Origin of the sequence: Facklamia sp. P13064 (assembly GCF_050409425.1) — a bacterium.
GTDB lineage: Bacteria > Bacillota > Bacilli > Lactobacillales > Aerococcaceae > Facklamia.
In genome coordinates this window covers 1-742 of sequence record NZ_JBNUPM010000049.1, presented here as the reverse complement: position 1 = coordinate 742, position 742 = coordinate 1, and the positions used below count along the sequence as shown (strand labels likewise).

Annotated in this window: 1 protein-coding gene; it reads left to right on the top strand. The window is 33.3% G+C overall.

What is annotated here, in order from left to right; translation table 11 throughout:
- Positions 1 to 567: fasciclin domain-containing protein (locus ACQV2S_RS08835; RefSeq protein WP_428875568.1), on the top strand; the 567-nt coding region annotated here is incomplete at its 5' end.
- Positions 568 to 742 lie beyond the last annotated feature (175 nt).

Here is a 742-nt window from a genome sequence, read left to right as displayed (position 1 = left end):
TCTAAAGAAGAGAGTACCAAAGAAATAAGCTCTAAAGAAGAAAGTACCAAAGAAATAAGCTCTAAAAAAGAGAGTTCTAAAGAAGAAAGTACCAAAGAAATAAGTTCTAAAGAAGACATACATAAACAAAAGGATATTGTTGCCACCCTTCAAGATAATGATGATTTCAGTATTTTAGCGGCTGCTTTTGAAAAAACTAATTTAGTTGAAATCTTACAAGAAAACGAACCATATACCCTCTTCGCCCCAACGGATGAAGCTTTTGAGCAATTATTAGAAGAGCTTGATATCACGGAGCAAGAGCTACTAACACAGCCTGATCTTAATAAACTATTAACTTATCACCTGGTGGCTAGTAAAATTTTGGCTGAAGATTTAAAAGACGGAAAATCTGTTGAAACTGTTAATGGAGAAAAAGTGGCCTTCGATTTTTCAGAAGACGAGCCGATGATCAGTGAATCGATGATTACTTCTACCGATTTAGAAGTTTCCAATGGAGTTATTCATATCATTGACACAGTTTTAATTCCTAAAGACTTCGAGTTACAAAAAATGGATACTAAATAAGCTAGGCAAAGCTTTTCTTACTTTCTATTAACGTCAAAGAGGCTGAATAAATAAAGTTCTATAATAAATAGGGTGGATGGAAGAAAAAAACACTTCCTTCCATCCTATTTTTTGCTACATAAAAACACAAAAGTCCGATCTATTAAAAGTGGTAACTAAAATAGAAAGGACTCTG